Origin of the sequence: Amycolatopsis sp. ATCC 39116 (genome assembly GCF_000231075.2) — a bacterium.
In the GTDB taxonomy this organism is placed as follows: domain Bacteria; phylum Actinomycetota; class Actinomycetes; order Mycobacteriales; family Pseudonocardiaceae; genus Amycolatopsis_E; species Amycolatopsis_E tucumanensis.
Genome location: NZ_AFWY03000050.1, coordinates 37,291 through 62,305, shown reverse-complemented (window position 1 = coordinate 62,305; position 25,015 = coordinate 37,291). Strand labels below are relative to the sequence as shown.

Here is a 25,015-nt window from a genome sequence, read left to right as displayed (position 1 = left end):
GGCGGCAGGTCGTTCAGCTTCGGCCCATTCGACACCGGCGCACCGGTGTTCGCCGGCGCCGGCCCGCTCGAACCGGGCTTCACCGACGGCGGCTTGGCGCCCGCGAGGTCGTCACCGGCCTTGCCGAGCTTGCTCAGCGACGCGCCCAGATCCACCAGCTTCCTGGTCAGCTCGGCGATCTTCGCGCCGATCTTGCCCAGCGCGGTGGCCACCATGCCGATCGTCGTGCCGATGAAGATCGCGATCGACGCGCCGAACGTCACCGGCGCCAGCGCCGCCGCGATCAGCGCGCCCTTGATGATCGTCGCGAGCAGCATGGCGATCAGGTCGCGCGCGATGCCGCGGAAGGCGCCCACCAGACCGCCCGCGACCTTCATCGACTTCCCGGCGTTCTCCAGGTAACCGCCGATCGCGTTGAGCTGGTCGGTCACCGCTTCCATGCTCTTGCGGAACTGGTCGGCGCCCTCACCGGTCCAGCTCTCCATCAGCGTCGCGAGCTTGGTCTGGTGGTCCTGCGCCCACTGCTCGAGCTTTTCCTTCTCGGCCTTGACCGCTTCCTCGGCCGCCGCGATGCCCTCGGGGTCGCCCCACATGATGTCCAGCGGCCACCGCAGCACCGAGATGTGCTCGATCAACCAGCCGATCCCGGCGGTCAGCAGGCTGCCGATCGGGTCGAGCGCGAGACCCAGCGTCTCCAGCGCGAGACCGGCCGAGCCGATGCCGATCGCGACCTTGTCGTTCTCCTTGACGGCCTCGTTCAGGCTGACCGCGGCGTCGAAGAACCCGGCGCCGGTCTGCCACTTCTCGGCCATGTGCAGGCCGACGTCCCCGGGCTTGTACTCGCTCATGCCTTGAACCCCAGCAGTCCGGCGGCCGTCTCGGAGTCGTGCGCGTCGTAGGCCTTCGCGGCCTCGCGCACGTTGTCGGCGAACTCGGTGATCGTGCCCGAGTACTTGTTGAGCTGGTCTTCGGCCTTGCCGCACCACAACGTGACGCCGGCGCCGAAGATCTGCCCGACCATCCCGAAGATGCCGATGTCGCCGACGCACCCGCCGACCACCCCGGCGGTGCCCTTCAGGTTCTCCGTCAACTGGTCGAGGTGCTGGCCGAACGAGACCAGCGGAGCCGAATCGACCTCGAAACCGGAACCGCTCACCACGGCCTCATCTCGTCGTCGTCATCCGCCGGGGACGCCGGGCGCGGCCGCCGCGGCGCGGGACGCTGCTGCACCGGAGACACCGGCGGAACCGGCGGCGGAGGCGGCGGTGCCGCTTCCGCCTCGGGCTCGGCGAAGTCCTCCGGCTCGTCCTCGACCGGCGGCAGGAAACTCCTGATCACCTCGGCGGACTCGCCGTCGCCCGCGATCGCGGTGAACGAGTCGGACACGGCGCGCGCGGCCTGCCGCTGACCTTCCCGCACGGCCTGCATGATCGCGGCGGTGAGCCGCGCCGGGCCGAGATCGCAGGCGCGGTGCCCGAGTTCGAGGCTTTGCAGCGCACCGTTCGGCGCGATCGTCACGGTCACCGAACCGTCCTTCGACCGCACCGTCGCCGACGCCTCGCCGAGCGCGTCCTGCAGCGCCGCGGCCTTCTGCTGCATCTCCCGCACCTGCTGTTCGAGCAAGTGCTGGAAGTCCTCCCCCGGCCTCAGATTCGGCTGCATCCTGCTCCCCTGCGCGTGTATCCGGTGATCAACGCGCAGGCTACCGCAGCGATCGTGAGGTTCCGCCCGGATGCGGCGAACTCCCCGGGAACCTTTCCCGAACGGGCGAGGAGGTCAGTCGCGGACCGGTCCGGTGACCGGATCCAGGTGGTAGGACCGCATGACCCGGCCACCGCTGCGGTAGACGTGGATGCTGATCGCCGGGTCCGGGCCGTCGTTGCGCACCTGGTGCACGTATCCCGGCCCGAAGACCCGCGACTGCCCCGCCGACAAGGCGTGCACCTCGGTCACCCCGCGCCGCGCGACGGTCTCGGCGAGACGGCCGCTGACGACGGTGAACGCACCCGTCGAGTGCCCGTGGTCGTGCAGGTCGGTGTGCTGGCCGGGCAGCCAGCCCATCAGCCAGATCTCCTCGTCGTCGCGCGCTTCGACGAGCGCGGAGAACCGCTCGTCCGGGTCGTAGCGCAGCAGGTGCCGCCAGCGGTCGCGGTCGGCGGCGAACTCGAGCGCGACCCGCACCGGGTGGCGCAGGACGGGCTTCTCGGTCAGGGCAACGGTGTTGTCCGGAACGGCGAACATGAAAAGAGGTGTCCTTGAAAGAAGAAGGTGGTTGTCGGGCAGGCTGGGCTGGGTCAGCGACAACAACAAGGACACAGCGCGGCGCAGCGCACAGGACCGCGGCGGAGATCCCGCCGGGTCATCAGGCCACGCGTCGTCATGGCGCCCACCCAACCAGCAGGCCGGGCGGGCGTCAAATCCGTTCCACTTACTAGGACCACTCGTGCTTCTGGCGGCGGCCGAGCAGCTCGGCGCCCACCTGGCGGGGGTCCGCCCCCTCGTGGCACACGCGGTGCATCGCGTCCGTGATCGGCATGTCCACACCGTGCTTGTGGGCCAGTTCGCGGATGGACGTGCAGGACATCACGCCCTCGGCGACCTGCCCGCCTGCCGCGGCCTGCGCCTGCTCCAGCGTCTCGCCGCGACCGAGCCGCTCCCCGAACGTGCGGTTGCGGGACAGCGGGGACGAACAGGTCGCCACGAGGTCGCCGACCCCGGCGAGCCCGGCGAACGTCAGCGGGTCCGCGCCCAGCTTCGTGCCCAGCCGCGCCATCTCCGCCAGCCCGCGGGTGATGAGTGTGGCCGTGGTGTTGGCCCCCAGCCCCATGCCGACCGCCATGCCGCAGCTCAGCGCGATGACGTTCTTCGCCGCGCCGCCGACCTCGCAGCCCACCACGTCGGTGTTGGTGTAGGGCCGGAAGTAGGAGTTGAAGCTGGCCTGCTGGATCGCGACCGCGCGGTCGTGGTCGGCGCACGCGAGCACCGCGCCCGCCGGCTGCCCCTGCGCGATCTCCCGCGCCAGGTTCGGGCCGGACACCACCACGATCTCGTCGCCGGACACGCCGCTGATCTCGGCGATCACCTCGCTCATCCGCTTGAGCGTGCCGAGTTCGACGCCCTTGGCGAGGCTGACCAGGATCGCGCCGCGCGGCAGGAGTTCCCGCCAGCCGGACAGGTTCGCGCGCAGGCTCTGGCTGGGCACGGCCAGCACGACCGCCTCCGCGCCCGCCAGCGCCTCGGCCGGGTCGTGCGTCGCCGTCAGGTTCGCGGGCAGTTCGATGCCCGGGAGGTACCCGCTGTTGGCGTGCCGCTCGCGGATCTCCCCGGCGACTTCCGCCCGCCGGGCCCACATCGTCACGTCCCGGCCCGCGTCGGCGAGCACCTTCGCGAACGCGGTGCCCCACGAACCCGCGCCGAGCACGGTGATGCGCTGCACCATCGTCAGTCCGCCGCCTCGGGTTTGCGGGCGGGCGGCTGCTCACCGCGGACGTCGGCCAGCAGCTCGGTGACCCGCTCCATGAGCAGTTCCGTCACCTCCCGCAGCACCGGGCCGGTCTGCGGCTTGCCGCGGTAGGCGGACAGGTCGACCGGTTCGCCCACCGCGTGCGTCACGGTCGTGCGCGGCAGCAGCCGCACCTTCTTGTGGTAGAAGTCCAGGATCTGCTGGGTGCCCCAGCGCGCCACCGGGATCACCGGGACGTCGTTGTCGAGCGCCAGCCGCGCGACCCCGGTGTGCGACCGCTTCGGCCAGCCGTTCGGGTCCTTGGTGATGGTGCCCTCGGGGTAGATGACGACGACCTTGCCCTCCTGCAGCGCCTGGTGCGCGGCGCGGAGGCTGTCGCCGGCCTGCGCCGACCCGCGGTAGACCGGGATGCTGCCGGCGCCGACCAGGATCTTCCCGAAGATCGGGGTGCGGGCGAGGCTGTCCTTGGCCAGGAACCGCGGCACGCGCTTCTGGCGGTGGATGAACACCGCGTCGACGGCGGGGTCCATGTGCGAGACGTGGTTCATGACCACCAGCGCCGGACCTTCCCGCGGGATGCGCTCGGCGCCGGTGTAGACCCGCCTGCCGATCCAGCTCACCGGGTAGAACAGCACGGCGGCGGCTCCGACCCAGAACCCGCCCTTCTCACGACCGGCCAAGACTCCTCCTGCTGTGGTGTGTGCTGCCGGTAGCTGATCCTAGGTGCACGATTGCGGAAAGATGGGAGTGTGCCCGTACCCGTCGAAATCTCCGGCCTGATCGTCCCGCTGAAGCCACCGCGGGCAGGCAAGTCCCGCCTGCGTGGCGCCGTGGACGAGCGCGACCACGCCGCGCTCGTACTGGCCCTGGCCTGGGACACCCTGGCCGCGGCGACCGACGCCGGCGTCCGCCTGCTGGTGGTCGCCGCGGATCCGGCCGCCGTGTCCGGTCTGCGACGCCCCGGGGTGGAGGTCGTCGGCGAGCGCGGCGACGGCGACCTGAACTCCGCGCTGCGGCAGGGCGAGGCGCTGCTCCGGCAGCGGGACCCGGACGCCGTGGTCGGGGCGATTCAAGCCGATCTGCCCGCTTTGCGTCCCGCGGAACTGGCCGCCGCGCTCGCCGCCGCGGAGGGCAGGAGGGTGTTCGTCGCGGACGCCGACGGCACCGGCACGACGCTGTTGCTGTCCGAACCGGGCGGGCCGCTCGACCCGCGGTTCGGCGCCGGTTCGGCCGCGGCGCACGCCGGGTCCGGCGCGGTGCCGCTGGAGCTGGACCTGCCGACCCTGCGCCGGGACGTGGACACCCCGGCGGACCTCGCGGAGGCCTGCCGCCTGGGCGTCGGCGACCGGACGCGGGCGGTGCTCTGCTCACGGGAGGTGGCGTGAACATCACCCGGCCGCTGGGCGAACTGCTCCGGGTGGTCCTGCGGAGCACGGGTGAACTGCTCAATCTCTCACTCGGAGTATCGGCAGCCAGGCCCGAAGTAAGGAACAATGCGAGAGTGAGCAGCGACGAGACCAACCCCCCGGCAACGACCCAACCGGCGTCCGGCGAGACCGCCGCGCCCACGAGATTCCGCGCCATCCCGTCCGCGCCCCCGGCGGTGACCCCGTCGTCGGACCTGCCGCCCGCGTCCCTGCCCGACGACCGGTACTTCAACCGCGAGCTGTCGTGGCAGGACTTCAACGCCCGCGTGCTGGCGCTGGCCGAGGACGCGTCCCAGCCGCTGCTGGAGCGGGCCAAGTTCCTCGCCATCTTCGCGTCCAATCTGGACGAGTTCTACATGGTGCGGGTGGCCGGGCTGAAGCGCCGCGACGAGACCGGGCTGCCGGTGCGCAGCGCCGACGGGCTCACCCCGCGCGAGCAGCTGGCCTACATCGCCAAGCGCAACCAGGACCTGGTGGAGCGGCACACCGCCGCGTTCGAGGAGCACGTCCGCCCGGAGCTGGCCAAGCACGACATCCAGATCGTGTGCTGGGCGGACCTGGAGCAGGCGGACCAGGCGCGGTTGTCGGACTACTTCACCGAGCAGATCTTCCCGGTGCTGACGCCGCTGGCGGTCGACCCGGCGCACCCGTTCCCCTACATCTCCGGGCTGTCGCTGAACCTGGCCGTGACGGTGCGGGACCCGGACCTGGGCACCGAGCGGTTCGCCAGGGTCAAGGTGCCGAACAACGTGCCGCGCCTGATCCGCGTCGAGCAGCAGCGGGAGAGCCGCGTCGCGACGTTCCTGCCGCTGGAGGAGCTGATCGCCGCGCACCTCGGTGAGCTGTTCACCGGCATGGAGGTCACCGAGCACCACGTTTTCCGGGTGACCCGCAACGCCGACGTGGACGTGGACGAGGACCGCGACGAGGACCTGTTGCAGGCGCTGGAGCGGGAGCTGGCGCAGCGCCGGTTCGGCCCGCCGGTGCGGCTCGAGGTCGCCAACGACATGAGCGAGCACGTGCTCGACCTGCTGCTGCGGGAGCTGGAGGTCGACCCGCACGACGTGGTCGAGGTGCCCGGGCTGCTGGACCTCACGTGCCTGATGCAGCTTTCCAGTTTGGACCGCAAGGAACTGAAGGACCGCCCTTTCGTCCCGGCCACGCACCCGGCGTTCGGTGAGCACGAGACGCCGAAGAGCGTTTTCGCGACCCTGCGCGAGGGCGACGTGCTCGTGCACCACCCGTACGACTCGTTCTCCACGAGCGTGCAGCGGTTCATCGAGCAGGCCGCCCGGGACGACAAGGTGCTGGCCATCAAGCAGACCCTGTACCGCACCTCCGGTGACTCCCCCATCGTGAACGCGCTCATCGACGCCGCCGAGGCCGGCAAGCAGGTCGTGGCGCTGGTGGAGATCAAGGCCCGCTTCGACGAGGAGGCCAACATCACCTGGGCCCGCACCCTGGAGCGGGCCGGGGTGCACGTGGTCTACGGGCTCGTCGGGCTGAAGACGCACTGCAAGGTCGCGATGGTGGTGCGCCAGGAGGGCTCGACCATCCGCCGCTACTGCCACATCGGCACCGGCAACTACAACCCGAAGACGGCGCGGCTTTACGAGGACGTCGGCCTGCTGACCGCGGACCCGGACATCGGCGCGGACATCACCGACCTGTTCAACGTGCTGACCGGGTATTCGCGGCAGGACACCTACCGCAACATCCTCACCTCACCGGCCGGGATCCGGCGCGGCATCCTGCGCCTCGTCGATGAGGAGATCGAGCACAAGCACGCCGGCGCGGAAGCCGGTATCCGCATCAAGTGCAACTCGCTCGTCGACGAGCAAATCATCGACGCGCTCTACCGGGCCTCCGCCGAAGGGGTTCCGGTGGAGATCGTGGTGCGGGGTATTTGCGCCCTGAAACCCGGCGTGCCCGGACTGTCCGAGAACATTTCCGTCCGGTCCATTCTCGGGCGGTTCCTGGAGCATTCCCGCATCTTCCATTTCCTCGCCGGGCGCACCTACTGGATCGGCAGCGCGGACATGATGCACCGCAACCTGGACCGCCGGATCGAGGCGATGGTGCAGGTCAAGGACGCGCGGCTGACCAGGCAGCTGGACGACATCCTCGATTCGGCGCTGGACCCGGCGACGCGGTGCTGGGTGCTCACCGACAGCGGGGAGTGGCAGCCGTCGCCCGCGGACACCACGCAGGTCCGCGACCACCAGAACGAGTTGTTGAAGAAGCACGGGGCCAACGGGTGAGTTCTGTTCGTGTCCGCGCCGCGGGTGCGGTGCTGTGGCGGACCGGTCCGGGCGGGGTCGAGGTGGCCGTCGCGCACCGTCCCCGGTACGACGACTGGTCGCTGCCGAAGGGGAAGCTGGACAGCGGGGAGACCCTGCCCGCCGCGGCGGTGCGGGAGATCGCCGAGGAGACCGGTTTCCGGGCCCGCCTGGGGCGGCACCTGCGGACGGTGCGGTACTCGGTGGCGGCCGGGCCGAAGTCGGTGGACTACTACAGCGCGGCGGCTGTTTCGGGGGCTTTCGAGCCCAACGAGGAGGTCGACGAGCTTCGGTGGCTCACGCCCGCAGAGGCGGCCGGCTTGCTGTCGTACGACAGTGACCGGTCGGTGCTCGAGGATTTCGAAGCATTGCCGGCGGGGTTGACCACGCTGTTGCTGGTGCGGCACGCGAAGGCCGGGAAACGGGACGAGTGGCGCGGTGACGACGACCTGCGCCCGCTGTCCCCGAGCGGCATCCGGCAGGCGGCCGCGCTGCGGGCGTTGTTGCCGCTGTTCGGTCCGGACAGGGTGGTGGCCGCTCCCCGGTTGCGGTGCGAGCAGACGGTGCGCGGCCTGGCGGACGACCTCGGTGTTCCGGTGGAGCACGAGGACCTGATGGCGGAGGAACACTACTGGGACGACCGGGACGCCGGGCTCGCCAGGCTGCTGGCGCTGGTGTCCGTCGGCGGGACGCCCGTGGTGTGCAGCCAGGGCGGGGTGATCCCGGACCTGGTGACGAGGTTGGCGGCCCGCGACGGCGTGCGCCTGCCGGTGGATGAGGGTGAGAAGGTGCCGAGCAAGAAGGGCTCGGTGTGGGTGCTCTCGTTCCGGGCCGCGCCAGGCAACGGCGGCCCCCAGCTCGTGGCGGCGGACTACCTGCCCACAGCGCTGCCAACCCCCGCCACGAGCCAGGTGTAGCTCAGTCCGCCTGCGACGGTGGTTGCAGCATGCCGGACAGAAAGCCGGCAGCGCGGGCAGACCAACGCGCCAGGCCACGCCCCCAGCCCGCAACCGCCACCCGGCAACCCAAGGGGCCCGACCACACCCCGGCCCTCCCCCACCTCCCCAACGCGAGCCGGCAACGCAAGCGGACCGACCAAGCCCCAGATCTCCCCCGCCCCCGATCCACAGCCTGCTTTTGGTCGCCGATCAGCGGGGTCAAGGTACTCTTTCCCGCCTTGACGCCGCTGCTCGGCGACCGACACACAATCAGGAATCGGGGGCGGGGGAGGTCGGCACCCAAGGCGACCTTCCTCGCGCCGTCAGGCGCCTCCCGCCCGCAGGGCGCACCGCCCGCAGGGCGAACTCCCCGCCAGCGAACCCGCACCTCTAAAGATCAAGGATGTCCTCGCCGGACGGGCAGGCTCCGGGATGACAGAAGAGCCCCTCGTGTCACCTTGGGTGGGTGGCCGGGGGTTTGGACCCAAACCCCCAGGGCTCAAACGCGGCAGGGCCCCCGCGGACAACCGCGGGGGCCCTGCCGAGAAGCAATCGCTACGGCGCTTACTTCTTCTTCCGGGTCGTGGTGGTCTTCTTCGCGGCAGTGGTCTTCGCCGCGGTGGCCTTCGGGGCCGCCTTGGTGGCGGTGGTCTTCTTGGCCGCGGTGGACTTCGCCGCCGTGGTCTTCGAAGCCGTGGCCTTCGGGGCCGCCGTCTTGGTGGCGGCCGCGGCGCGGCTGCGCGTGCTGGTGCTGCGGGTCGCGGTGGGACGCGTGGTGGTCGCCTTCGCGGTGGTGGCCCGCGAGCTCGTCGAGCGCGACGCGGTGGTGCCGGTGCTGCGGGTCGAAGCGGCAGCGCTGCGGGTCGAAGTCGTCGTGCGCTTCGCCGCCGTGGCCTTCGGCAGCTTCTTGGCACCGCTGATGACGTCCTTGAAGGTCGTGCCGGCGCGGAAGGCCGGAACGTTGGTCTTCTTCACCTTGACCGTCTCACCGGTGCGCGGGTTGCGAGCGGTGCGGGCCGCGCGGGCACGCTTCTCGAACACACCGAAACCGGTGATGTTGACCTTCTCGCCCTTCTGCACGGTGCGAATGATGATGTCCACCAGGTTGTCGACCGCCTGGGAAGCAACCTTCTTGTCGCCCAGACGCTCGGAGAGCGCCTCGATCAGCTGGGCCTTGTTGGCCATTCCAGTCCTCCATGAAGAACTACGTGTCACACGGCCACATCGGCCGACTTCACGCACACGGTATTACCAACTCGCCCAAAATTCCAAACGGCGCGCGGAATTTTTCTGCAGGCGGGGCGTGGTTTCCGCCTCCTGAGCGACCCTCTCGGGCCCTTCCGCGCGCCGTTCGGCGTGGTGTTCCCGGCCTCGGACCGGGTGCGAATCCCTTGCTGAGCAGGGAATTCGTGTTATCCGGCCGCCACCGGGGTGGTCACCGGCTTCCAGCTGGGACGCTGCGACTCGAACCGGTCGATCTCGTCGGCGTGTCGCAGGGTGAGAGCGATGTCATCCAGCCCCTCCAGCAGCCGCCAGCGGGTGTAGTCGTCGATCGCGAAGGTCGTCTGGAAGTCCTTGGCCCGCACGGTCTTCGCCTCGAGGTCGACCGTGACCTCCGTGCCGGGGTCGTTCTCGAGGATCTTCCACAGCTGCTCGACGTCCGACTGCTCGCACTGGGCGGCCACCAGACCCTGCTTCCCGGAGTTGCCCCGGAAGATGTCGGCGAAGCGGGAGGAGATGACGACCCGGAAGCCGTAGTTCATCAATGCCCAGACAGCGTGTTCGCGCGAGGACCCGGTGCCGAAGTCCGGACCGGCGACGAGCACGCTGCCGGCCTTGAACGGCTCCTGGTTCAGGATGAACGACTCGTCGGTCCGCCAGGCGGCGAACAGGCCGTCCTCGAAACCGGTGCGGCTGACCCGCTTGAGGTAGACGGCCGGGATGATCTGGTCAGTGTCCACGTTGGACCTGCGCAGGGGCACTCCGATGCCGGTGTGCGTCTTGAACGGCTCCATGGTGGTGGGGGCTCCTTCAGTTCAGGTCTTCGGGGCTGGACAGCGTGCCGCGGACGGCCGTGGCGGCCGCGACGAGCGGCGAGACGAGGTGGGTGCGGCCACCCTTGCCCTGCCTGCCCTCGAAGTTGCGGTTGGAGGTGGACGCGCTGCGCTCGCCGGGGGCCAGCTGGTCCGGGTTCATGCCCAGGCACATCGAGCAGCCCGCCTGGCGCCACTCCGCGCCGGCGTCGAGGAAGACCTTGTCCAGTCCCTCGGCCTCGGCGGCCTGGCGCACCCGCATCGAGCCGGGCACGACGAGCATCCGGACGCCCTCGGCCACCTTGCGGCCCTGGAGCACGTCCGCGGCGGCCCGCAGGTCCTCGATCCGGCCGTTGGTGCACGAGCCGAGGAAGACGGTGTCGACCTTGATCTCCCGCAGCGGGGTGCCCGGCTTGAGGTCCATATAGGACAGGGCCTTCTCGGCGGCGAACCGCTCGGTCTCGTCCGCGATCTGCTCCGGGTCCGGCACCGACTCGCTCAGCGGCAGGCCCTGGCCGGGGTTGGTGCCCCAGGTCACGAACGGGGTCAGGGAGTCGGCGTCGAGGTGGACCTCGGCGTCGAACACCGCGCCCTCGTCGGTGCGCAGCGACTTCCAGTTCTCCACCGCGGCGTCCCAGTCGGCGCCCTGCGGGGCGTGCGGGCGGCCCTTCAGGTAGGCGAAGGTGGTCTCGTCCGGGGCGATCATCCCGGCGCGGGCGCCGGCTTCGATCGACATGTTGCAGATCGTCATGCGGGCTTCCATCGACAGCGCCTCGATCGCGCTGCCCCGGTACTCCAGGACGTAGCCCTGGCCGCCGCCGGTGCCGATCTTGGCGATGACGGCGAGGATGACGTCCTTCGCCGTGACACCCGGCCGGAGCCTGCCGTCGACGTTGATGGCCATCGTCTTGAACGGCCGCAGCGGCAGGGTCTGGGTGGCCAGCACGTGCTCGACCTCGGAGGTGCCGATGCCGAAGGCCATCGCGCCGAACGCGCCGTGGGTGGAGGTGTGACTGTCACCGCAGACGACCGTCATCCCGGGCTGGGTCAGGCCCAGCTGCGGGCCGATGACGTGCACGATGCCCTGCTCGGCGTCGCCCATCGGGTGCAGCCGGACGCCGAACTCCTTGCAGTTCTTCCGAAGCGTCTCGACCTGGGTGCGGGACACCGGGTCGGCGATGGGGAGTTCGATGTCGACGGTCGGGACGTTGTGGTCCTCGGTCGCGATGGTCAGGTCCGGGCGCCGCACCTTGCGGCCGGCCAGCCGGAGACCGTCGAACGCCTGCGGGCTGGTGACTTCGTGCACCAGGTGCAGGTCGATGTAGAGCAGGTCGGGCTCCGCTCCTTCACCGCGGCGCACGGTGTGCGCCTCCCACACCTTCTCGGCCAGTGTCCGCGGCCGCGTGGTGGTCATCTGTGCTCCTCCCACGAGGTTGATTGGGAGCAAAGGAACCTGAGGACCGGCGCGGGAACGTCAGCGACCTCGGGTTCGATTTTCCCAGATTCTGGACTTCCCAAATCCCGGGAAGCTAGTATCGCGTCGTGGGACAGCATAGCTCTTCTGACCAGCAGAGCGGTATCGGCGTTCTGGACAAGGCCGTCGCCGTGCTGCAGGCCGTCGCCGAAGATCCGTGCGGGCTCGCGGAACTGTGCACCCGGACCGGGCTGCCGCGCGCGACCGCGCACCGCCTCGCCGTCGGCCTCGAGGTGCACCGGCTCCTGCGGCGCGGTCCGGACGGCCGCTGGCGCCCGGGATCCGCGCTCGCCGAACTCGCGGGCGGCACCGCGGATCCGTTGCTGGACGCGGCGAGTTCGGTGCTGCCGAAGCTGCGGGACATCACCGGGGAGAGCGTCCAGTTGTACCGGCGCGACGGGGTGCAGCGCGTGTGCGTGGCGACCGCGGAACCGATGAGCGGGCTGCGCGACACGGTCCCGATCGGGACGCGGCTGTCGATGACGGCCGGCTCCGGCGCGAAGGTGCTTGCCGCGTGGTCCGATCCGCACACGCAGCGCACCATCTTGGCGGACGCGGTGTTCGGGGAACGGACGCTGCTGGAGGTGCGCCGCCGCGGGTGGGCGCAGAGCGTGGCCGAGCGGGAGCCGGGCGTGGCGAGTGTTTCCGCCCCGGTGCGGGATTCCGCGGGCAACGTGATCGCGGCCGTGTCGGTTTCCGGTCCGGTGGAACGGATAGGGCGCAAGCCGGGCGCGCGCTGGGCGGCGGATCTGCTCGCGGCGGCGGAGGCGTTGCAGGAGCGGCTGTAGTTCCCGGCCGGTCCGGCCGGTCCGGCCGCTCGACGATCCGGCGCCGGGTAGAACACACGTTCGATTTGAGGTAGCCTCGGGTCATGACCGCAGGGCTGCAGGGTTCGCTGTTCGGTCAGGCCGAGGAATGTTCGCTCGGGTCCCTGACCGAGACGCGGCGCACGGAACTTGGCGACGGCGCGTGGATCGATCTGCGGCCGGGGTGGTTGTCGGGCGCGGACGTGTTGTTCGAGCGCCTGGCGGCGGACGTGCCGTGGCACGCGGAGCGGCGGCGGATGTACGACCGGGTGGTCGACGTGCCGCGGCTGTTGTGCTTCTACGGCGAGGACGAGCGCCTGCCGGACCCGGTGCTGGACGACGCGCGGGCCGCGTTGAGCCGGCACTACGCGGACGAGCTCGGTGAGCCGTTCCGCACGGCGGGGCTGTGCTTGTACCGCGACGGCAGGGACAGCGTGGCGTGGCACGGCGACACGATCGGCCGGGGTTCGCGGGAGGACACCATGGTGGCGATCGTGTCGGTCGGCGCGCCGCGGAGCTTGCTGCTGCGGCCGCGCGGCGGCGGGGCGACCGTGCGGCAACTCCTGGGCCCCGGCGACCTCATCGTGATGGGCGGCTCGTGCCAGCGGACGTGGGAGCACGCCATTCCGAAGACGAGCCGCCCTATCGGGCCGAGGATCAGCATCCAGTTCCGGCCCCGCGGCGTGCGCTGACAACAGCAGCGCCAGAAAACGATCCGGAAGACACCCTGCGGGTGCGCACCAGTCCGGCAACGGCGGCAGCGCTCGACCCCGGTGGTGTTCGCTGGAGCGGAGTGCGCCAGCAGCGATCAGCATCCGACTCCGGCCCCGCGGCGTGCGCTGACAACAGCAGTCGGCAACACGAGCGGCGGTGCGGTTCGCACCAACGAACCGGAGAACGCACCAAAGGCGGCAGCGCTCAACCCCCGCGGCGTGCGCTGCAAACAGCAGCCCTCACCCCGGTGGTGTCCGCCGCAGCGGAGGAGCGCCGCAGGGGGCATCCTCGTCGGATGCCCGCGAGCGGCGTGTCAGAACCCCAGTGAGAGGCCCCCAGTAAGAACAGTCAGGAACGCGCCCAGCGGTCGCCGAGCGTGGCCCATTCGGCTTCCCACCTCGCGGCGCGCCTGCGGTCCAGCACGAAGCGCGTGATCCAGTACGCCGCGGTCAGCACGAGCGCCGCCACGAGCCAGGCGAAGATCCCCGCCAGCACGCCGGTCGTGGCCGCGTCGGTCGAGCTGATCGGCGCGGGCGCAGGGTCACCGGCGTCGTTGATCCACACCGGCACCGTCGACCCGGCCGTCGCGCCGGGGTCGGCCGCCACGATGCCCGTCTTCGGCTCCCCGCCGTTGTAGGTCCACGTCGCGTGCACCCCGGCCGTGCTGCCGGTCGAGAACGCGCCCTCGGTCGCCGGCACCGGCGCCGGCGCGTCCTCAAGCAGCGTCGCGGTCACGAGGTGCCGTGAAGCGCGCTGCTCTTCGGAAACCGCCAGCTGACCCCCGTAAGTCCGGGACCCGGTGAACAACGCCAGCGGAACCGCGACGAGCAGCCCCAGCACCACCACCAACAGGAGCGCAGCCTCGACCCGGTCGGACGTTCTGGCCAACGGGTTGCGACCGATGTGCAGGCGCCGCCAGAAACGCCCGATTGGTCCGGTCACGGTCTAATCCCCCTTCCTCTGCCACCTCGGCAAGCACAATCGCAATACCCACTGTGCCTCGCCCGTACCCGAATTGGCACTGAAACGAGACCAAGACCGCTGTGAGCCGCCCCTCACAACCGCTCAAGATCGGGATCTCTCCATGCTGACACCGGTGAACGGTTCACGACATCGACCGAAAGGGCTTTCCCGCCGGACCCGGGGCCACGCTCCGTGACCGCCTCCACCTGGCGATCCGCGACCACGGCCGATCGCGTGGGAAATTTTCGCGCCGGACCGGCCTGGTCACGGCCGCGGACCGCTGTTATCGTCCCTTGATGTAACGCGTTGATTCGCGATCGTCGATTAGGGCGTCCGCGTTACACATTTCCGGCGCAATTTCTGTCACATGCCTTTTCGTTTCTCCCTGTGACCGGAATCGGGGAAGATCACGCGAGACCCTCGGCCAGAAGAGTGATGACGCGCGCGCCGAGGGCGGTCGGGGTCACCGCGCGTTCCGAGCAACACCATGGAGTCACTTTGCGTAAGCCCTTGGGCCGCCTCGCGGCGGCCGTGATCAGCGGTGCGCTGATCACCCTCACCACGGCCCCGGCCGCGCTCGCCGAGGAGAGCACGACCCCGGAGGTCACCACCACGACGTCGGCCGCGCCGGAGAGCACGGAGACGTCCGCGCCGAGCTCGTCCGCAGAGACGACGAGCGCGACGTCCTCGGCCACCAGCACGACCAGCCGGCCGAGCCTCACCAGCAGCCCGGGCACCACGACGACGCCCGTCACGACGACCACCGGGTCGAGCGAGCCGTCGTCGACCTCCAGCAGCGCCCCGGAGGAGCCGCCGTACGAGGACGACACCGCCTACGGCATCGACCTCGGCGACGGCACCGGCGTGCTGATCATCGCCTGCGCCGCGGGCCAGCCGACCGGCGTGTGGTCGCCGGACTTCGACATCCTCGACGGCCCGTACCAGGAGGAGCAGGACGGCCGGTACTGGGACTACCTGGTGCAGCTGCACGAGGGCAAGTCCTTCGACGACGGCACCGTCACCGCCGACTGGACCTGCGCGGGCGCCCCGCAGGGCGGCGGCGCGTCCGGCGGCGGCGTGGCTCCGGTCCCGGGCTCGGGCGAGGCCGGCGAGTGGCAGCAGAGCAACGGCGGCGACGCCCAGGTCTCGTTCGCGCCCAAGGCGGGCGTGGAGACCGGGGCCGGCGGCACCGCCCGGTTCTGACCGCCATGCGCAACCCGTTCACCGGCCGGGGCGGTCGCGTTCTCGCGGCCGCCCCGGCGGTTCTGCTCGCCCTCGTCCTGACCGGCTGCGGCTCCGAGCCGCAGCCCACGCAGGCGGCGGCGCCCACCACGTCGGTCCCGGTGACCAAGCCCTACGACAAGCTGCGCCCGACGCAGGTGCGGATCCCGAAGATCGGCGCCGAGTCCTCGCTCATCTCGGTCGCGGTGAACAAGGACGGCGAGATCGCGGTGCCGTCGGTCGACAAGCCGATGCAGGCCGCCTGGTACCGCCTGTCCCCCGTGCCCGGCGACGTCGGCCCGGCGATCATCCTGGGTCACGTCGACGGCAACCACCAGCCGGGCATCTTCTACAAGCTGAAGGACGTCCGGCCGGGCGACGAGATCTTCGTCGACCGCAGCGACGGGCGGCAGCTGCGGTTCGTGGTCGACCACACCACGCAGGTGCCCAAGGACCAGTTCCCGCAGGACGCGGTCTACGGCAACACCGACGAGCCGCAGCTGCGGCTCATCACGTGCGGCGGCGTGTTCGACCACGCCGAGCACAGCTACACCGACAACATCGTCGTCTACGCGAACCTGGCGTGACCCCCGGTGGCGCCGCGCCCGCGGCGCCACCGGCTCACCAGACGTCGCCGTCGCGCCAGTCGCACGTCAGCTCCCCGTCCGGGTCGAGCGACGTGCCGAGCACGAAAACCCCGCCCGCTTCCTCGGGCGTCGGCGTGATCCCGGACGGCGTGAGCGCGGACAGCGGCCCGCGCCAGCACGTCCAGCCGCGGGAGCGGTAGAACGGGATCGCCTCATCCGACGCGCTGAGCGCACCCACCTCGTAGGCCTCGCGCACCACACGCTCCAGCGGCTCCATCACCAGCCCGCCGTAGCCACGCCTGCGCCGGTCCGCGCGAACTCCCACGGCCTCCACGTACCCGGTGCGCCAGGCCCGCCCGTCGTGGACCATCCTGCGCTGCACCACGGAGGCGTGGGCCACCAGTTCCGGGCCCTCCCACAGCAGGGCGTGCACGCCGCCGAGGGCGTGCTCCCAGTCGTGTTCGGTCAGGTCGCCTTCGAACACGTCGTACAAGAGCTCACGGGCCGCGCCGAGAGCCGGTGCGCCGAGATCGGCCGTGTGGGACACCTGGAGGGTGGGAGTGATCTCGGCCATGCCCGGAGATTAGGCCGGGCCGGCCGGTGCTGTCATCCGGTTTGTCCACGGTGGACGGGCGGCTCTCCTCCGCTTGGATGAGCCCGGTGTGACGACGACGTGAGGTTTTCCAGCGCCGCCCGGTCTGAGCAGTGACATCTGGCGAACCCAAGGAGGGGATCGATGTCACGAATCGGCAGACGCCTGGCGCGGCTGGGCAGCCTGCTCGCCGTGGGCGGGCTGGCGGCACTGGCCGCGATGGTCTCGGCACCGAGCGCCGGTGCGCAAGCGGCCGCCTCGTGCGGTTACGGCACCGGGGGACCCAGCGCTTCCACACTGTGCTGGATCAACATGGCGAACTACAACGACACGCAGGCCCGGTCGAGTGCCGGGCAGAACATGACGATGAAGCTGCCCGGCGGCTACACGATGACCTTCAACGTCATCAACCGTCCCCAGGGCTCGAACGCGTTCCGGCCGCTGAGCTCCGCCGCGGTGCCCACGTGGGGCCCGGCCTACCTCGGCAACCGGGCCTATCGCGGCATCCCGGGGCGGCCGGCGCTGGCGGCCAACGGCGGCGGGGCGCCCGGTGTCTGGGTGGACGTCGTGACCCTGCGCAACATCGTGGTCCGTGACTCGGCGGGCGCGCAGGTGACCGGTTACGCGCTCGTCGGTGCGGACGCCGAGGCGACCGCGGCGAACGAGGGCATCACGTGGCGGTCGAACCAGCGCATCGACCTCCTCGCCAGGCTCACGCCGGGCGCGGGTGCGGGCGGCTGCCAGAACAGCGTGACCGGGCTGGGCACCACGACCGTCAGCTGCGCGGGCGCCAACAGCACCAACGGCACGTGGGGCACGGTGCTGGTCAAGTCGGTGGGGGCCACCTCGTTCTCCCAGACGCTGCAAAGCACCGGGGGCGGTGAAGCGGTGGCGTTCGCGGTGATGACCTCGAAACTGACGCTCACCAAGTCCGTGCCTTCGCGGGTGCGGCCGGGCGATTCCTTCGACCTGCGGGTGACCTCGCCGGAGGGGACCTTGTCGGGCTCGGCCACAACCGGTACCGCCGCGACGGCGACGACCGGCACGCTCACCGTGCTGCCACGCGCCAACGGCGGCCGCTACACCCTGAGCGAGGCCGCGAGCCCGGGCAGTTCGCTGGCGAGTTACTCGCAGGCGTGGACGTGCCGCAACGCGACCACGGGCAGCACGACCGCGCTGCCCTCGGGGGCGGGAACCAGCAAGGCGGTGACCCCGCAACCCGGTGACGACATCACGTGCACCATCACCAACACCCCGCTCCCGGCCGACCTGGCGATCGCGAAGGCCGCGACGCCGCAGGTGAACGCGGGCGAGACGGTGACGTACCTGCTCGTCGTCACGAACAACGGCCGCGGCGACTCGTCCGGCTACACGGTCACCGACCAGATCCCGGCCGGGCTGACGAACGTGTCGTCGAGCACGCCGGGCTGCGCGGTCTCCGGTTCGACCCTGACCTGCACCGGCGGGCTGCTGCCCGCGGGGCAGAGCAGTCAGATCACGGTGACCGCGACCGCGGACGGCACGGTGGAGCTGATGCGCAACACCGCGACCGTGCGGGGCATCCAGCCGGACCCGGTACCCGCGAACAACACCTCCAACGCCGCGGTGACGGTCGTGACCGTGCCGGTGGTGGCGGCGGGTGTCGCCGGGGTGCTGGGCCTGTTCGGCGGCGGCTGGGCACTGCGCCGGCGTCTGCGACGCCCGGTGTCGTGATCTGAACGATCCCGAGTGGACGATCACTGGGCGGGCGCCGGGGCCAGGTGCCCGCCCAGTTTTCACCGGCCCCTGTGCCCGGCGGTGTGACTCAAGAGCAACTGTGTCCCAGACGTCACCGACACAGTAGTGAGGAGAATCGAAGCCATACCCCACAACAAAGCAAGGAGCGCCGACTCGATGAGTCGGCGCTCCTTGGCTGTACGTACCCCCGATGGGATTCGAACCCACGCTACCGGCGTGAGAGGCCGGCGTCCTAGGCCGCTAGACGACGGGGGCTAGGTACTCGCTCTTTCCCTTGTTGCGAGAGGAACCTTACCAGAGGCGGTTTTTCCTCTTGCAGCTGGGGTACCAGGACTCGAACCTAGACTAACAGAGCCAGAATCTGTCGTGCTGCCAATTACACCATACCCCAACGGTTTGCCACTCCGATTCGCGACTCGGAGCAGCTCCGCTGGGAAGAAATATAGCCTAGCCCCGTCAGCGGTGCGTAACCGGGGGGTGGGGTTCAGCGCTGGGCGGGCACGCCGATCCGCGCGAACTCGCTGACCAGCAGCTGCGGGAGCTCGTCGAGCCCGCCGATGACGTGCACGCCCTCCGGCACCTCCGCGTCACCGCCGGTCCGGTCGAGCCACACCCCCTCCAGGCCGGCGTCCCGGGCGCCGACGGCGTCGGTGTGCAGCTTGTCGCCCACGTGGGCGGCCTCACTCGGGTCGCAGTCGAGCACCGCGCACACGGCGTGGAACATCACCGGGTCGGGCTTGGCCGCCCCGACCTCGCCGGCGATCGCCACGTGGTCGAAGAAGCGGGTGAGCCCCAGATCGGCGAGCTTGGCCCGCTGGTGGGCGCCGGAGGCGTTCGTTACGGCGGCGATGAGGACGTCCGCCGCGCGCAGCCACTCCAGGCACGGCAGGACGTCGTCGAAGAGGCGCCACGAGCTGCGCAGCACCTCCTTGCGGCGGCGCTCGAACCGGGCCACGTCCTCCGCTTCCAGCACGACGCCGATCTCGGCGAGGAAGCACTGGGTGCGCCGGTGGTGCATGGACGCGTAGTCGATCTCACCGGCGACGACGCGGGCGACGTGCCAGTCGGTGATCCGCTCCCACAGCGGCCACAGGTCGCCCCGGCCGATCAGCAGCGACAACGCGCGTTTGCCCGCAGAGGTGAAGTCGATCAACGTGTCGTCGATGTCCAGGCACACCAGCCGAAGGCTGGACGGTCTCCACGGATCCGCCGGATCCCCCAGACCGGGCTCGGGGACACGGACGCGGGTAGGTGTGCCGGGACGCGCAAAATCCACCCAGCGAGGCTAGGCGAGAACTACGCTGAGCGGTTCGGCCGACAAGGTGATTCAGTGCGTCGTTTCGACCGCGACTGCTTCTACTCTGCGTTGCCGGGCAGAGCGTTACGCAGACGTCCGAGTGAAACTTCCCGGCCGAGCAGCTCCATCGATTCGTACAGCGGCGGCGACACCGTGCGACCGGTGATGGCGACGCGAACCGGGGCGAAAGCCTTGCGCGGCTTGAGGCCGAGGCCCTCGACCAGGGCGTCCTTGAGCGCCTGCTCGATCGCCGCGGTCTCCCACGACGGCAGCGCCTCCAGCGCCTCGATCGACGCGCGCAGCACGGGTTCGGCGTCCGGCTTGAGGTTCTTGGCGGCCGCGTCCTCCTCGGGCGCGAACTCCTCCTCGGGCACGAACAGGAACCGCACGAGCGGCGCCGCGTCACCGAGCACGGTCACCCGCTCCTGGACGAGTGGCGCGATGGTGCGCCACTTGGCCAGCTGCTCTTCGGACGGCTCGGCGGGCAGCAGCCCGGCCGCCTGGAGGTAGGGCACGACCCGCTGCACGAAGTCCTCGGCGTCGAGGGCGCGGACGTGCACGCCGTTGATCGCCTCGGCCTTCTTGACGTCGAAGCGGGCCGGGTTGGCGCTCACCTTGGAGATCTCGAACGCCTGGACCAGCTCGTCGACGGTGAACGTGTCCCGGTCGTCGGCGATGGACCAGCCGAGCAGGGCCAGGTAGTTCAGCAGGCCCTCGCGGATGAACCCGCGGTCGCGGTAGTTGAACAGGTTGGACTGCGGGTCCCGTTTGGACAGTTTGCGGTTGCCCTCGCCCATCACATATGGCAGGTGGCCGAACCGCGGTGTGAACTCCGCGACGCCGATCCGCTCCAGCGCCCGGTAGAGCGCGATCTGGCGCGGCGTCGACGGGAGCAGGTCCTCACCGCGCAGGACGTGCGTGATCCGCATCAGCGCGTCGTCGACCGGGTTGGTCAGCGTGTAGAGCGGGTCGCCGTTGGCGCGCACCAGGACCGGGTCCGGGATCGAGCCCGCGGGGAAGCTGATGTCCCCGCGCACCAGGTCGTTCCAGGCGAGGTCCTCGTCCGGCATGCGCAGCCGCAGCACCGGGGCGCGGCCTTCGGCGCGGTAGGCCGCGCGCTGCTCCTCGGTGAGGTCGCGGTCGAAGTTGTCGTAGCCGAGCTGCGGGTCCTGCCCCTTGGCCTTGCGGCGCTCGGCGACCTCCTCGTTGGTGGAGAACGCCTCGTACAGCTCGCCTGCATCCAGCAGGCGGCGCGCGATGTCGGCGTAGATGTCGCGCCGCTCGCTCTGCCGGTACGGGCCGTACTCGCCGCCGGCGTCGGGGCCCTCGTCCCAGTCGAGACCGAGCCAGCGCAGCGCCTCCAGCAGTTGCTGGTAGGACTCCTCGCTGTCCCGGGCGGCGTCGGTGTCCTCGATGCGGAACACCAGGCTGCCGCCGTGGTGCCGGGCGAAGGCCCAGTTGAACAACGCCGTGCGGATGAGCCCCACGTGCGGGGTTCCGGTGGGCGACGGGCAGAAGCGGGCGCGGACTGTCTCAGTCATAACCCGTTCAGCCTATCCCGCTTGACCAGGCGTTCGGAGAGCGCCATGCTGGTCTTATTCAACACTAGATGAATTAAGGGAGTGGTGGCCATGGCTGAGCGCACGACCTGCGTCGTCGTCGGTGGCGGGCCGGCCGGGATGGTCCTCGGACTGCTGCTCGCGCGGGCCGGGGTGGAGGTGACCGTGCTGGAGAAGCACGCGGACTTCCTGCGGGACTTCCGGGGCGACACGGTGCATCCGTCGACGCTGCAGCTGCTGGACGAGCTGGGCCTCGGCGAGCGGTTCGCGAAGCTGCCGCAGAGCAGGCTGGACACGGTGTCGGTGCCGGGACCGCCCGCGCTCGCGATCGCCGACTTCCGCAAGCTCAAAATCGCGCACCCGTACGTGGCGATGGTCCCGCAGTGGGATCTGCTGGACCTGCTGGCCGACGCGGGTCGTGCCGAGCCGTCGTTCCACCTGCGGATGAACACCGAGGTGACGTCGCTGGTCCGGGAGGCCGGCCGGGTGGCGGGCGTCCGATACCGGACGGCGGACGGGACGACGGATGAGATCCGGGCGGACCTGACGGTGGGCTGCGACGGGCGGTGGTCGGTGGTGCGGCGGGAGGCCGGGCTGCGGCCGCGGGAGTTCCCCGTGCCGATCGACACGTGGTGGTTCCGGCTGCCCCGGGAGGGGAACGAACGGGCGCACCTGGTGCCGGAAATGCGCGACGGGCACTTCGGGGTGGTCATTCCGCGGGAGGAGTACTTCCAGATCGCGTACCTCGCGGCGAAGGGCTTGGACGGCCGGTTGCGCGCGGAGGGGGTGGAGGCGTTCCGCGACCGGATCCGGGCGGTGGTGCCCCAGCTGGCCGACCGGGTGGACGCGATCGCGTCGATGGACGACGTGAAGCACTTGGACGTGCGGCTCAACCTGCTACCGCGCTGGCACCGCGAGGGAGTGCTGTGCATCGGGGACGCGGCTCACGCGATGTCGCCGATCGGGGGCGTGGGGATCAACCTGGCGGTGCAGGACGCCGTCGCGACGGCCAGGTTGCTGGCCGCCCCATTGCGGCGCGGAGTGGCGGCGAGGGACCTGGCACGAATCCGGCGGCGCAGGCTGCTGCCGACGCTGGTGGTGCAGGCCATCCAGCGGTTGATGCACCGGGTGGTGATCCGGCCCGTGATCGAGGGACGGCGAAACGGACCGCCGAAACCACTGGTGACGCTGATGAACGCGGTGCCGGCCGCACGCCGAATCCCGGCATACGTGATCGGGGTCGGCCTACTACCCGAACACGCACCAAAATGGGCACAGCGAAACAACAACACCGAAAACAAATAAAAAAAACGCAAGCCGGCAACGAAAAGCAAGCGACTACCCCAACCAGACCTCCCCCGCCCCCGATCCACAGCCGATCTTTAGTCGCCGACCAGCCGTGTCAAGGCACGCTTTCCCGCCTTGACACGGCTGCTCGGCGACTGAAACACAATCAGGCATCGGGGGCGGGGGTGGTCGGAAGGTGACCTTCCGGCGCCGTGAGGCGCTTTCCGCCCGCAGGGCGGGCTCTTCGTCTGCCTAGCGCGCGGCTTTAAAGATCAAAAGAGTCCTCGCCGGACGGGCAGGCTCTGGGATGACCAGCGGTTGGGTGCCTCGTCCCACCTTGGTGAGGTGGTCGCCGGGTGGTCATCCCGTCGCCTTCCGGTTTGTGCATATCACCTTGAGCCAGGGCCGCAAGGTTGGCATGGTCGGCCGCCGGTTGGCAGCGGATGTTGCGGCCCTGGCTCAAGGTGATCGTCACGTGTCAGGCGACGGGATGACCACCCAGCTCGGGTTTTGGTTCGGTGCTAGGCGTTCTGCACGGGGTTGGTCAGGGTGCCGATGCCCTCGATCGTGATGGACACCGTCTGGCCGTCGGTGATCTGGCCGACTCCGGCGGGCGTGCCGGTGAGGATGACGTCGCCGGGCAGGAGCGTCATCACGCCGGACACGAACTCGACCAGCTCGGGGATCTTGTGGATCAGCAGCGACGTCCGCGAGTCCTGCTTGAGCTCGCCGTCGACCTCGGTGCGGATCGCCAGGTCGGAGGCGTCCACGGCGGTCTCGATCCACGGTCCGAGCGGGCAGAACGTGTCGAAGCCCTTCGCTCGGCCCCACTGGCCGTCGGCCTTCTGGAGGTCCCTCGCGCTGACGTCGTTGGCGACCGTGTAACCGAGGATCGCCGCCGGGGCCTGCGCGGCCTTCACGTTGCGGATCGGCTGGCCGATGACCACCGCGAGCTCGCCTTCGAAGTCCACCCGCTGCGACGCGGCCGGCAGTTTGATGGCGGCGTTCGGGCCGATCACGCTGGTCGACGGCTTGAGGAACATCATCGGCGACTCCGGCACCTCGTTGCCGAACTCGGCCGCGTGCTCCGCGTAGTTCCGGCCGATCGCGATCACCTTCGACGGGAGGATCGGCGCGAGCAGCCGCACGTCGGCGAGCGAGAACCGCTTGCCCGTGTAATTCGGCTGTCCGAACGGGTGGTCGGCGATTTCCAGGAGCTCGTCGCCGTCGACGGAAGCGAAGGCGACCCCACCGGCATGAGCAACTCGAGCTAGACGCACCCACCCACCCTAACCAGCCGCCCTCCCCCGGGCACACGGGTGGTCATTGACACGGGCTATCCCACAGGCGTCTCATTAAACGGCACCTTCATTTCGATGACCGAAACGTGGAGGCTCGGTGATCACCAACGCCTGGTACGTCGCCGGGTTCTCGCCCGACTTCGTGCGCGGCCGCCTGCACGCACCCGTCGTCGCCGGGCTGCCCCTCGTGCTGTGGCGGACCCTCGACGGTGAGGTCGTCGCCTACGACGGGCGGTGCCGGCACAAGCGGTTCCCGCTGCTCCGCTCCGGCGGCGAGCTGCGGTGCGCCAACCACGGAGTCTGCTACGACCAGCCGGGCCCGTGCTCCCCCGGATCCGCACCGTCCACCGTGCTCCCCCGTCGTCCGGTGACCGAAAAGGACGGACTCGTCTGGGTGTGGCCGGGCGCACCCCACCGCGCCGAACGCGTCGCCGTGCCGGACACCCCCGAGATCCCGGGCTGGGTGACGGTCCGGTCCGAGCCGGTGGAGGTCGCCGCGAGCAGCCGCCTGCTGGTGGAGAACCTGCTCGACATCCGGCGCTCGTACCCGCTGCACGTGCGGAGGCTGTCCGGCGGCACCCGGATCGCGGTGCGCCTGGAACGCCGCACCATCGGCGGCGTCGAGACCGTGAAGACGGTGCGCCGCGCCCGGGACCAGCAGCTGCCCGACGTGATGCGGGAGTGGTTCGGCTACGACGTCGTCGACCGCGAGCACACCCACCACGTGCTCAACCCCGGCCTGACGCGGATCGAGCTGCGCGTCGGGCCGGGCGGGCTGGGCGGCGAGCGGGAGAAGGGGTACGTCCTGCACCACCTGCACACGCCGGTCGCGCCGGGGCGGCTGCGGTGGTGGTGGACCGCGAGCTGCCGGTCGCGGGAGCTGGCCGACCGGGTCGCGGACGGGATCGCCGCGATGATCCCCGAATACCGGTGGGCGATCGAGGCGCAGCAGTCCATGCTCGCCCACCCCGAGCGGGGCCACGAGGACGTGCCCGTGAAGACCGACGGCGCGGTCGTCCTGCTGCGCCGGGTCTTCGAGCACCTGGAACGGCTCGAAGACGAACCCGACCACGCCGAGCTCGCCCGGCTGCGCACCGGAGTGACGCGATGCTGAGGCGCCACGACGAAACCCCGCGCTGGGGCTACTGCGAAGGCTGCCGCCGCTGGATCTTCACCGGCTCCTGGCGGAGATCCCGGTGCCCGCTCTGCCGCACCGCGGTGAGCGTGCTGGAACAGGTCGCGGACGACGCGTTCTACGTCGAGCTGGAGATCCCCGTCCCGGCAGGCGCCGACGAACCGGCGTTCTGACCGGCGCACGCGTGGGGCGGTGAGCCCCA

25 protein-coding genes and 2 tRNA genes are annotated in these 25,015 nt (G+C 70.4%); 11 read left to right on the top strand and 16 right to left on the bottom strand.

What is annotated here, in order from left to right:
* From AMY39116_RS44065 to AMY39116_RS0333620, 6 genes are all read right to left on the bottom strand, one after another.
* On the bottom strand, window positions 1–848 hold an 848-nt coding region (locus AMY39116_RS44065; protein ID WP_020421989.1), incomplete at its 3' end, for a hypothetical protein.
* Window positions 845–1,156 carry a type VII secretion target gene (locus AMY39116_RS0333640; protein WP_020421988.1) on the bottom strand — a complete coding sequence of 104 codons (312 nt, stop codon included), beginning with the start codon at window positions 1,154–1,156 and terminating at the stop codon, window positions 845–847. The genes AMY39116_RS0333640 and AMY39116_RS44065, both read right to left, overlap by 4 nt.
* The gene (locus AMY39116_RS0333635; protein ID WP_020421987.1) at window positions 1,153–1,662 is read right to left on the bottom strand and encodes a YbaB/EbfC family nucleoid-associated protein; all 510 of its coding nucleotides are present in this window, start codon (window positions 1,660–1,662) and stop codon (window positions 1,153–1,155) included. The genes AMY39116_RS0333640 and AMY39116_RS0333635 overlap by 4 nt, the downstream gene beginning before the upstream one ends.
* A gap of 114 nt (window positions 1,663–1,776) precedes the next feature.
* The gene (locus tag AMY39116_RS0333630) at window positions 1,777–2,241 is read right to left on the bottom strand and encodes a cysteine dioxygenase family protein (RefSeq protein ID WP_020421986.1); all 465 of its coding nucleotides are present in this window, start codon (window positions 2,239–2,241) and stop codon (window positions 1,777–1,779) included.
* A 190-nt stretch (window positions 2,242–2,431) separates the two neighbouring features.
* Window positions 2,432–3,439, bottom strand: a complete 1,008-nt coding sequence (locus AMY39116_RS0333625; RefSeq protein WP_020421985.1) for an NAD(P)H-dependent glycerol-3-phosphate dehydrogenase — start codon at window positions 3,437–3,439, stop codon at window positions 2,432–2,434.
* A gap of 2 nt (window positions 3,440–3,441) precedes the next feature.
* Window positions 3,442–4,143 carry a 1-acyl-sn-glycerol-3-phosphate acyltransferase gene (locus tag AMY39116_RS0333620; RefSeq protein WP_020421984.1) on the bottom strand — a complete coding sequence of 234 codons (702 nt, stop codon included), beginning with the start codon at window positions 4,141–4,143 and terminating at the stop codon, window positions 3,442–3,444.
* Between the two features lie 69 nt (window positions 4,144–4,212).
* Here AMY39116_RS0333620 and cofC point away from each other — a divergent pair, with 69 nt between their 5' ends.
* The 3 genes from cofC to AMY39116_RS0333605 all read left to right on the top strand — a co-directional run bounded on the left by cofC (window position 4,213) and on the right by AMY39116_RS0333605 (window position 8,086).
* Complete coding sequence (gene cofC, locus AMY39116_RS0333615; protein WP_020421983.1) at window positions 4,213–4,848, top strand: 2-phospho-L-lactate guanylyltransferase; 636 nt, start codon at window positions 4,213–4,215, stop codon at window positions 4,846–4,848.
* A gap of 116 nt (window positions 4,849–4,964) precedes the next feature.
* Window positions 4,965–7,151: an RNA degradosome polyphosphate kinase gene (locus tag AMY39116_RS0333610; RefSeq protein ID WP_020421982.1), complete on the top strand. Its 2,187-nt coding sequence runs from the start codon at window positions 4,965–4,967 to the stop codon at window positions 7,149–7,151.
* Window positions 7,148–8,086: an NUDIX hydrolase gene (locus tag AMY39116_RS0333605; RefSeq protein ID WP_084506203.1), complete on the top strand. Its 939-nt coding sequence runs from the start codon at window positions 7,148–7,150 to the stop codon at window positions 8,084–8,086. Before AMY39116_RS0333610 ends, AMY39116_RS0333605 begins: the two co-directional genes overlap by 4 nt.
* 585 nt (window positions 8,087–8,671) lie before the next feature.
* Here AMY39116_RS0333605 and AMY39116_RS0333600 read toward each other — a convergent pair.
* The 3 genes from AMY39116_RS0333600 to leuC form a co-directional block, all read right to left on the bottom strand.
* Window positions 8,672–9,292: an HU family DNA-binding protein gene (locus tag AMY39116_RS0333600; RefSeq protein WP_020421980.1), complete on the bottom strand. Its 621-nt coding sequence runs from the start codon at window positions 9,290–9,292 to the stop codon at window positions 8,672–8,674.
* A 227-nt stretch (window positions 9,293–9,519) separates the two neighbouring features.
* A complete protein-coding gene (gene leuD / locus AMY39116_RS0333595; protein WP_017987479.1) occupies window positions 9,520–10,122 on the bottom strand; it encodes a 3-isopropylmalate dehydratase small subunit in 603 nt (200 codons plus the stop codon).
* A 16-nt stretch (window positions 10,123–10,138) separates the two neighbouring features.
* Window positions 10,139–11,554 carry a 3-isopropylmalate dehydratase large subunit gene (gene leuC, locus AMY39116_RS0333590; protein ID WP_020421979.1) on the bottom strand — a complete coding sequence of 472 codons (1,416 nt, stop codon included), beginning with the start codon at window positions 11,552–11,554 and terminating at the stop codon, window positions 10,139–10,141.
* Between the two features lie 128 nt (window positions 11,555–11,682).
* Here leuC and AMY39116_RS0333585 point away from each other — a divergent pair, with 128 nt between their 5' ends.
* Together AMY39116_RS0333585 and AMY39116_RS0333580 are read left to right on the top strand one after the other, a co-directional pair.
* Window positions 11,683–12,402 (top strand): IclR family transcriptional regulator, encoded by a 720-nt coding sequence (locus AMY39116_RS0333585; RefSeq protein ID WP_027931891.1) that lies wholly within the window; start codon window positions 11,683–11,685, stop codon window positions 12,400–12,402.
* Between the two features lie 83 nt (window positions 12,403–12,485).
* Window positions 12,486–13,112, top strand: a complete 627-nt coding sequence (locus AMY39116_RS0333580; protein ID WP_020421977.1) for an alpha-ketoglutarate-dependent dioxygenase AlkB — start codon at window positions 12,486–12,488, stop codon at window positions 13,110–13,112.
* 370 nt (window positions 13,113–13,482) lie between these two features.
* Here the strand turns inward: AMY39116_RS0333580 and AMY39116_RS0333575 are convergent, their stop codons facing one another.
* Window positions 13,483–14,076, bottom strand: coding sequence for a hypothetical protein (locus AMY39116_RS0333575; RefSeq protein ID WP_020421976.1), 594 nt, complete (start codon window positions 14,074–14,076; stop codon window positions 13,483–13,485).
* 519 nt (window positions 14,077–14,595) lie between these two features.
* On the opposite strand from AMY39116_RS0333575, the gene AMY39116_RS0333570 reads away from it, so the two are divergent.
* Together AMY39116_RS0333570 and AMY39116_RS0333565 are read left to right on the top strand one after the other, a co-directional pair.
* The gene (locus AMY39116_RS0333570; protein ID WP_235716264.1) at window positions 14,596–15,300 is read left to right on the top strand and encodes a hypothetical protein; all 705 of its coding nucleotides are present in this window, start codon (window positions 14,596–14,598) and stop codon (window positions 15,298–15,300) included.
* Between the two features lie 5 nt (window positions 15,301–15,305).
* Window positions 15,306–15,905: a class F sortase gene (locus AMY39116_RS0333565; protein WP_020421975.1), complete on the top strand. Its 600-nt coding sequence runs from the start codon at window positions 15,306–15,308 to the stop codon at window positions 15,903–15,905.
* A 34-nt stretch (window positions 15,906–15,939) separates the two neighbouring features.
* On the opposite strand, the gene AMY39116_RS0333560 is transcribed toward AMY39116_RS0333565, so the two are convergent.
* Complete coding sequence (locus AMY39116_RS0333560) at window positions 15,940–16,479, bottom strand: GNAT family N-acetyltransferase (protein WP_020421974.1); 540 nt, start codon at window positions 16,477–16,479, stop codon at window positions 15,940–15,942.
* A gap of 162 nt (window positions 16,480–16,641) precedes the next feature.
* Between AMY39116_RS0333560 and AMY39116_RS0333555 the strand changes: the two genes are divergently transcribed.
* A complete protein-coding gene (locus AMY39116_RS0333555) occupies window positions 16,642–18,210 on the top strand; it encodes a DUF11 domain-containing protein (RefSeq protein ID WP_020421973.1) in 1,569 nt (522 codons plus the stop codon).
* Window positions 18,211–18,416: 206 nt separating this feature from the next.
* Here AMY39116_RS0333555 and AMY39116_RS0333550 read toward each other — a convergent pair.
* From AMY39116_RS0333550 to gltX, 4 genes are all read right to left on the bottom strand, one after another.
* Window positions 18,417–18,489 (bottom strand) — tRNA-Glu (locus AMY39116_RS0333550).
* A gap of 64 nt (window positions 18,490–18,553) precedes the next feature.
* Window positions 18,554–18,625, bottom strand: a tRNA-Gln gene (locus tag AMY39116_RS0333545).
* A gap of 93 nt (window positions 18,626–18,718) precedes the next feature.
* Window positions 18,719–19,411 carry an HAD family hydrolase gene (locus AMY39116_RS0333540; RefSeq protein ID WP_020421972.1) on the bottom strand — a complete coding sequence of 231 codons (693 nt, stop codon included), beginning with the start codon at window positions 19,409–19,411 and terminating at the stop codon, window positions 18,719–18,721.
* 179 nt (window positions 19,412–19,590) lie between these two features.
* Window positions 19,591–21,072 carry a glutamate--tRNA ligase gene (gltX, locus tag AMY39116_RS0333535; protein WP_027936450.1) on the bottom strand — a complete coding sequence of 494 codons (1,482 nt, stop codon included), beginning with the start codon at window positions 21,070–21,072 and terminating at the stop codon, window positions 19,591–19,593.
* A gap of 90 nt (window positions 21,073–21,162) precedes the next feature.
* Here gltX and AMY39116_RS0333530 point away from each other — a divergent pair, with 90 nt between their 5' ends.
* Complete coding sequence (locus AMY39116_RS0333530; protein WP_027936449.1) at window positions 21,163–22,395, top strand: FAD-dependent oxidoreductase; 1,233 nt, start codon at window positions 21,163–21,165, stop codon at window positions 22,393–22,395.
* A gap of 503 nt (window positions 22,396–22,898) precedes the next feature.
* On the opposite strand, the gene AMY39116_RS0333525 is transcribed toward AMY39116_RS0333530, so the two are convergent.
* Window positions 22,899–23,657: a fumarylacetoacetate hydrolase family protein gene (locus AMY39116_RS0333525; RefSeq protein WP_027936448.1), complete on the bottom strand. Its 759-nt coding sequence runs from the start codon at window positions 23,655–23,657 to the stop codon at window positions 22,899–22,901.
* Window positions 23,658–23,775: 118 nt separating this feature from the next.
* Between AMY39116_RS0333525 and AMY39116_RS44060 the strand changes: the two genes are divergently transcribed.
* Window positions 23,776–24,792: a Rieske 2Fe-2S domain-containing protein gene (locus AMY39116_RS44060; protein WP_020421968.1), complete on the top strand. Its 1,017-nt coding sequence runs from the start codon at window positions 23,776–23,778 to the stop codon at window positions 24,790–24,792.
* Window positions 24,786–24,986 carry a hypothetical protein gene (locus tag AMY39116_RS0333515; RefSeq protein ID WP_020421967.1) on the top strand — a complete coding sequence of 67 codons (201 nt, stop codon included), beginning with the start codon at window positions 24,786–24,788 and terminating at the stop codon, window positions 24,984–24,986. Before AMY39116_RS44060 ends, AMY39116_RS0333515 begins: the two co-directional genes overlap by 7 nt.
* Window positions 24,987–25,015: the final 29 nt, after the last annotated feature.

What these genes read in the sequence shown, in the direction of transcription:
- leuC (WP_020421979.1), bottom strand. Translation starts at nt 11,554, where the DNA reads ATGACCACCACGCGGCCGCGGACACTGGCCGAGAAGGTGTGGGAGGCG.
- AMY39116_RS0333515 (WP_020421967.1), top strand. Translation starts at nt 24,786, where the DNA reads ATGCTGAGGCGCCACGACGAAACCCCGCGCTGGGGCTACTGCGAAGGC.
- leuD (WP_017987479.1), bottom strand. Translation starts at nt 10,122, where the DNA reads ATGGAGCCGTTCAAGACGCACACCGGCATCGGAGTGCCCCTGCGCAGG.
- gltX (WP_027936450.1), bottom strand. Translation starts at nt 21,072, where the DNA reads ATGACTGAGACAGTCCGCGCCCGCTTCTGCCCGTCGCCCACCGGAACC.
- AMY39116_RS0333600 (WP_020421980.1), bottom strand. Translation starts at nt 9,292, where the DNA reads ATGGCCAACAAGGCCCAGCTGATCGAGGCGCTCTCCGAGCGTCTGGGC.
- AMY39116_RS0333560 (WP_020421974.1), bottom strand. Translation starts at nt 16,479, where the DNA reads ATGGCCGAGATCACTCCCACCCTCCAGGTGTCCCACACGGCCGATCTC.
- AMY39116_RS0333565 (WP_020421975.1), top strand. Translation starts at nt 15,306, where the DNA reads ATGCGCAACCCGTTCACCGGCCGGGGCGGTCGCGTTCTCGCGGCCGCC.
- AMY39116_RS0333625 (WP_020421985.1), bottom strand. Translation starts at nt 3,439, where the DNA reads ATGGTGCAGCGCATCACCGTGCTCGGCGCGGGTTCGTGGGGCACCGCG.
- AMY39116_RS0333530 (WP_027936449.1), top strand. Translation starts at nt 21,163, where the DNA reads ATGGCTGAGCGCACGACCTGCGTCGTCGTCGGTGGCGGGCCGGCCGGG.
- AMY39116_RS0333555 (WP_020421973.1), top strand. Translation starts at nt 16,642, where the DNA reads ATGTCACGAATCGGCAGACGCCTGGCGCGGCTGGGCAGCCTGCTCGCC.
- AMY39116_RS0333580 (WP_020421977.1), top strand. Translation starts at nt 12,486, where the DNA reads ATGACCGCAGGGCTGCAGGGTTCGCTGTTCGGTCAGGCCGAGGAATGT.
- AMY39116_RS0333630 (WP_020421986.1), bottom strand. Translation starts at nt 2,241, where the DNA reads ATGTTCGCCGTTCCGGACAACACCGTTGCCCTGACCGAGAAGCCCGTC.
- AMY39116_RS0333635 (WP_020421987.1), bottom strand. Translation starts at nt 1,662, where the DNA reads ATGCAGCCGAATCTGAGGCCGGGGGAGGACTTCCAGCACTTGCTCGAA.